This window comes from Protofrankia sp. Cas4 (assembly GCF_963555915.1).
GTDB lineage: Bacteria > Actinomycetota > Actinomycetes > Frankiales > Frankiaceae > Protofrankia.
This window is the reverse complement of record NZ_CAUVXL010000017.1, coordinates 1-4,748: the sequence shown is the minus strand read 5'-3', so window position 1 is coordinate 4,748 and position 4,748 is coordinate 1. Positions and strand designations below refer to the sequence as shown.

The window sequence follows — 4,748 nt, the reverse complement described above, 5'->3', positions numbered from 1 at the left end:
ATGCCTATCAGCGCGCAGCCAATCGAGGATCTCAGTCGCGACGGCCGAATCCTCCGTCGCATGGCTGATGAAGACTCTCGCCACTGCCACCTCGAAGTTATGATCATCGAAGCAAAGGACCCGGACGGTGCCGATACTAACCCGATGGCGTCGAACGGTTCAGGATGCCGGCGGCCGCCAACGAAAGGCTACCCACCCATGAACTGGTACCCAACAAAAGCTTCGCCCGCTACGGAGGAACAACACGGTACAGAATGGGTGGATGAAGCTCCTACTCGTGACCGACACGCACATACCTCAGCACGCTCGGGACCTGCCGGCACCGGTGTGGATGGCCGCCGACGCCGCGGACGTGGTGATCCACGTCGGCGACCGGGCGCGACCAGCGGGTTGCGAACGCCCACCCCGACGCCGACCTCGTCGTCTGCCGACCGCACTACACCTTCACGACCGCGATGATCGCCGATGGCCGCCTGGCTGCCGTCGAGCTGCACCGGCTGCCGCCACGCTGATATCGATTCGGAGATCACCCGCCGATGCTGTAGTCTTGCCCAGTCGGTCCGCTAGGGTGGTCCGGCAGGCGCTCGTAGCTCAACGGATAGAGCACTTGACTACGGATCAAGAGGTTGGGGGTTCGAGTCCCTCCGAGCGCACGCTGGTTGAGGCAGGTCAGAGCCCCGCAGCCGATCACACGGCGCGGGGCTCTGGGCTTTTGACAGCCACGTTGACAGCCTACGGCCTGTCGATCAGACCACGGTTCAGATCTGGACGGTCCAACCGTTGTCGAGCAGCAGTTCGGTAGCGCCCCACTCGGCGCCCACTTCGTCCTCATCGAGATCGTCGAGCAGAACGCGGACGTGCGGGTCATCCCCGTCCGGCACGAGGGTCCATTCGACCTCTCGGACCGTCACCGGCTCCCAGTTCGGATCCGCCCACACCCTCTCACCCACGCGGGGAACCGCCGGCAGGTCGACCGTGCGAGCCAGAGTCAGCGCACGGCGGGCCGTGTCGCGTGCCTCCGCCCGCGCCTGGTCGGCATCACCGATCAAACCCGCATGCTCGAACACGTCGCCGAGCACCTCCGGGAGCATGTCGCGGAGAGTGACAACAAATGTGATGTCCACGGTCGTCCTTTCTCGGGACAGCTGAAATGTGACGGTCGTTGCCTGTCTGATCTGGGTTGCTACGCGGTTTCGCTGTCGTCGTCGGTGGCCTGGTCGTCGGGGTTGTCGAACCAGGCATCAAGTTTGGTCGCCGCATCCCGACTGCCGGTATCGGCCATATCCACGTAAATATCCATAGTTGTGGAAAGCATGGTGTGGCCGAGCATGTCCTGGATCTGCTTCCAGTCCACGCCCAGGGCGTAGGCCATCGTCGCCGCCGTGTGCCGCAAACCGTGCGGCCCCAGATGCGGCAAACCCGCCCGCACGCACAGCTTCGTCAGATGCGTGTTCAGCGCCCGCGGCTCCAGATAGGTACCCACGGTGCTCGGGAAGATCAGCCCGTGGTCGCGCCACCGCTCCCCCATCGTGTGACGTTCCGCCGCCTGCCGCCGGCGCTGCGCCTGCAACGCCGCCACACATCGGGCCGGAAGCGCGATCGTGCGTTGACCGGCTTCGCTCTTGGTCGGCCCCACCACCAGCTGTCGGATCCCACCGACGCGGGTCACCTGCTGTTCCACCCGCAGCGTCGCCGCCCGCTCGTTGAAGTCCGACCAGCGCAGCGCCAGCACCTCACCGCGGCGCAAGCCGACCATCGCCAGCACCACATACAACGAGGCAAACCGCGTCGGCTCCGCCGCGGCCAGCAGCGTCACCCCGTCCGCCTGGCTCAGCGCCACAACCTTCCGCTTCGGTTTCGTCGCCTTCGGAACACGGACGTTCACCGCGACGTTCCGCGGCACCTTCTCCATGATCACAGCTTCGTTCAACGCCTGACGGAGGATCGTCCGCAGGGTCCGCATCGTCGACGCGCTATACCCCTCGACGGCTTTCCGGTTGAGGAATCGTTGCAGATCCTCATGTTTCAGCTCGACCAGCCGTAGCCGGCCCAGCGCGGGACGGATATGGACCCGCACCAGCGTCTCGTAGTTGACCTTTGTTGACTCGGCTCGGTCCGACGGCTCCACCACCTCGTCCAGCCAGTAATCGAGAAAGTTATCGAACCGTGACCGGCGATCCAACGGCGCCGCCCCTTCCAGCTGTGCCGTGCGCAATCGTGTCTGTTCCTCGATCGCCTCTTCCTGGGTCCGGAAATAGCGAACGGTCCGCTTCCGTTTGCCGTTCACATAGCCGTAGTCGAGTTCGAGGACCCAGCGCTGACGGTCCTCCCGCCAGTACACCGATCCTTCGCCGTGACCGCGGCGGTTCCCCTTCCCCTCGGCCATCACGCCACGTCCACGAGGTGACGGCCGGTACAGAATCGGGCCGCGGGCTCAGTCTGGTGTTTTTTGTCTGGATCAGGCAGCACGAACGATCACTCCTTGCCGAAAGATGAAACGAACGAGGAAAAGAACAGGAAGAACCGCCAGGAACAGCGGTTGGATCACCTCTGGCGATCCGGTGGGTCCCGTCCCTCTGGGCGCGGAATGCTCTGCCGGGAAACCGGCCGCATCCAGGGCGCTACCGCGTCACTACGTGATCGGCTTCGCCGACCCTGGACCCGTCCGGCCCCCAGCAGATAAGGCGCCTACCAGAGGAACGAAGAAAAATGGGGGAGAAGCGAAGGGCCGCGCGGGTCAGCGCATCGCCGGAATCCGCGGCGGGTGGCCGAGCCCTGTTGGCAGCATCGCCGGGGTACCGGGGATCGCCCGAAAGATCAGAACAACGTCGACGTCACCGAGAGCTTCGGTGAACACCGCATCGACCGGCACCGCGGCCAGGGCCGAGGTCAGATCGAACGGGTCGGCACCCGGTCGGACGGTCACCTCATAGTCGCCGGAGTGGGACTGCCGAACGGTCACGAACCGCGGTTGGCCGGATGGGGTGCGCCATGGGCCACGGTCAGGCGGAATGATAGGTGTCACGGTCTGCGCTCCTTGTACGAGAAGGGGTGTGGATCGAGGTCCCGGTGTGGTGTTCCAGCACCCGCCGGGGCCGCCTATTCGATCTTTCTGTTGTGACGGCTTGCGACGTGTCCCGGGTGGACCGCGCGCCAATGGGTCGGTCGGGGCGAGTTGCCGAACGCCAGCCCGCTGCCGCCGCGCGAGGGTGGTCATGCCGCCGCCTCCCCGTCGGACAGCCCGCGGAGCCGATCGACGTAGGCGACGAGCGCCGCCCGCGGGATCCGCCGTGCCCGCCCGATCCGGACGGATTCGATCTGACCGGCATTCAGCAGCTCGTAGACCGTCGTGCGGCTCACGCCGAGCAGCTCAGCGGCTTCCGTGGGGGTGAGAAGGAGCTTGTGCACGGTTCCTCCGGTCGTCGGGTCAGGCCGCACGGGGCATGCCAGGGTCGGTTGCCGAAACCGCGTCGGGATCACCGCGGGCAGCACGGGCCGCCTCGAATTGGGCGCGCCAGCGGTGCCGATCCGCGACCGCGCGCAGCAGCAGGTGTTCCCGGCGGGGCGTCGCCGGGTCCCCGGGGTGCAGGAGCTGCCAGACCACCCGGTCGGGTGCGGCGCCCTGGCCGCCATCGCCGGTGTGGCCATCGCCCGTATCCCCGTTGCCGGTGTGGCCGAGGACCGCGAGCTGTTCCCGGATCCACACCTTCCGATCTTGCTTGTGGTCGGCAAGGGTCTTCCCCGACCACTTCCGCGAGACCAGCACACGCCGGCCGCCGAAGCCGAGGGTTTCGCGCCGGTGGACCTTGCCCTTGCACCGTCCCGGCACCAGCCCGCCGCGGGGGCTTTTCGGCTGGACGCCGTAGAGCAGCCAGTTCGCGCAGCCCGGCGAGCACGGTTCGTACCGCAGGGCATCGGCGAGCCGGTCGACGTGTGCCCGCTGTGCGTCGGTGGCGATGGCGTGGCAGGTGTCCAACGACTTCGTCAGGTACTTGCACAGATAGCCGATCAACCGGCCGGTATTACGGTTGGTCGCGGTCACCCCGTCGGCGCGGACCTGCACCCCGAACCGGACGACATGGGTAGGTTCGGCATCGTCGCCGATCGCGTCCAACGCCTCATCCCAGGTCGGGAGCGGTTCGTGTGCGTCGGGATCGACGTAGCCGTCCGCTTCGTCGTCCCAGACCGGTAGGCGATCCACGCCGTAGACCGGCCGGTCGCAGGCCGGCCACCACACCTGGTGATACGTCGCCGCCGCGACCTGGCGGAGCAGTACCCGGGGGATCGTGCCGCGCATCGCCGCATGCAGATGCGGTGCAAGCCTGCGTTGCGGCTCCAGGCAGGCGAAGTACTGGATGTCCCAGCCGACCGCCCGGCGCAGGTTCTGCCAGAACCGATCCACCAGCTTGGGAAAGTGGATCGCGTCGCGGGCCGCCCGCCGGTAGTCGTAGCCGTCCGGGTCCACCGGGGTGCCCTCCGAGGTGACCCGGCCGTAGCTGTCGCAGGTGAGCGTCAGGAACATCGACGGCCGCCACACCGTCCCGTCCGACCCGGTGAACGTCCGCCCGACGGTGCGCCGATCCACGGGCAGACGGGGCAGGTCCGGGGCGTCCTGGCGCCGGCGGGTGGACCGGGTCCGCCGGGGTCGGTCACGGTTGTCCGGCGCGGTCCTGCCGCGGACGCCGAGGTCTGCCAGCGCTTCGTCTACCTGCGAGATCAGGTCGTCGACTTCGCCGACCTGATCCACA

The 4,748-nt window shown here is 67.1% G+C and carries 5 protein-coding genes and 1 tRNA gene; 1 reads left to right on the top strand and 5 read right to left on the bottom strand.

The features are described 5' to 3' along the window. Positions 1 to 580: 580 nt before the first annotated feature. Positions 581 to 653 (top strand) — tRNA-Arg (locus tag U9979_RS01850). A gap of 105 nt (positions 654 to 758) precedes the next feature. Here U9979_RS01850 and U9979_RS01845 read toward each other — a convergent pair. The 5 genes from U9979_RS01845 to U9979_RS01825 form a co-directional block, all read right to left on the bottom strand. Next, positions 759 to 1,124 carry a hypothetical protein gene (locus U9979_RS01845; protein ID WP_322778003.1) on the bottom strand — a complete coding sequence of 122 codons (366 nt, stop codon included), beginning with the start codon at positions 1,122 to 1,124 and terminating at the stop codon, positions 759 to 761. 59 nt (positions 1,125 to 1,183) lie between these two features. After that, positions 1,184 to 2,386: a site-specific integrase gene (locus U9979_RS01840; RefSeq protein ID WP_322778002.1), complete on the bottom strand. Its 1,203-nt coding sequence runs from the start codon at positions 2,384 to 2,386 to the stop codon at positions 1,184 to 1,186. A gap of 351 nt (positions 2,387 to 2,737) precedes the next feature. Next, positions 2,738 to 3,025, bottom strand: a complete 288-nt coding sequence (locus U9979_RS01835) for a hypothetical protein (RefSeq protein ID WP_322778001.1) — start codon at positions 3,023 to 3,025, stop codon at positions 2,738 to 2,740. A gap of 188 nt (positions 3,026 to 3,213) precedes the next feature. Then, a complete protein-coding gene (locus tag U9979_RS01830) occupies positions 3,214 to 3,408 on the bottom strand; it encodes a helix-turn-helix domain-containing protein (RefSeq protein ID WP_322778000.1) in 195 nt (64 codons plus the stop codon). Between the two features lie 19 nt (positions 3,409 to 3,427). Beyond that, positions 3,428 to 4,748, bottom strand: a 1,321-nt coding sequence (locus U9979_RS01825) for a replication initiator (RefSeq protein WP_322777999.1), incomplete at its 5' end; no start/stop codon positions are given.

Bases quoted from the DNA above. Each gene is read 5' to 3' on its own strand.
- U9979_RS01840 (WP_322778002.1), bottom strand. From the start codon at position 2,386: ATGGCCGAGGGGAAGGGGAACCGCCGCGGTCACGGCGAAGGATCGGTG.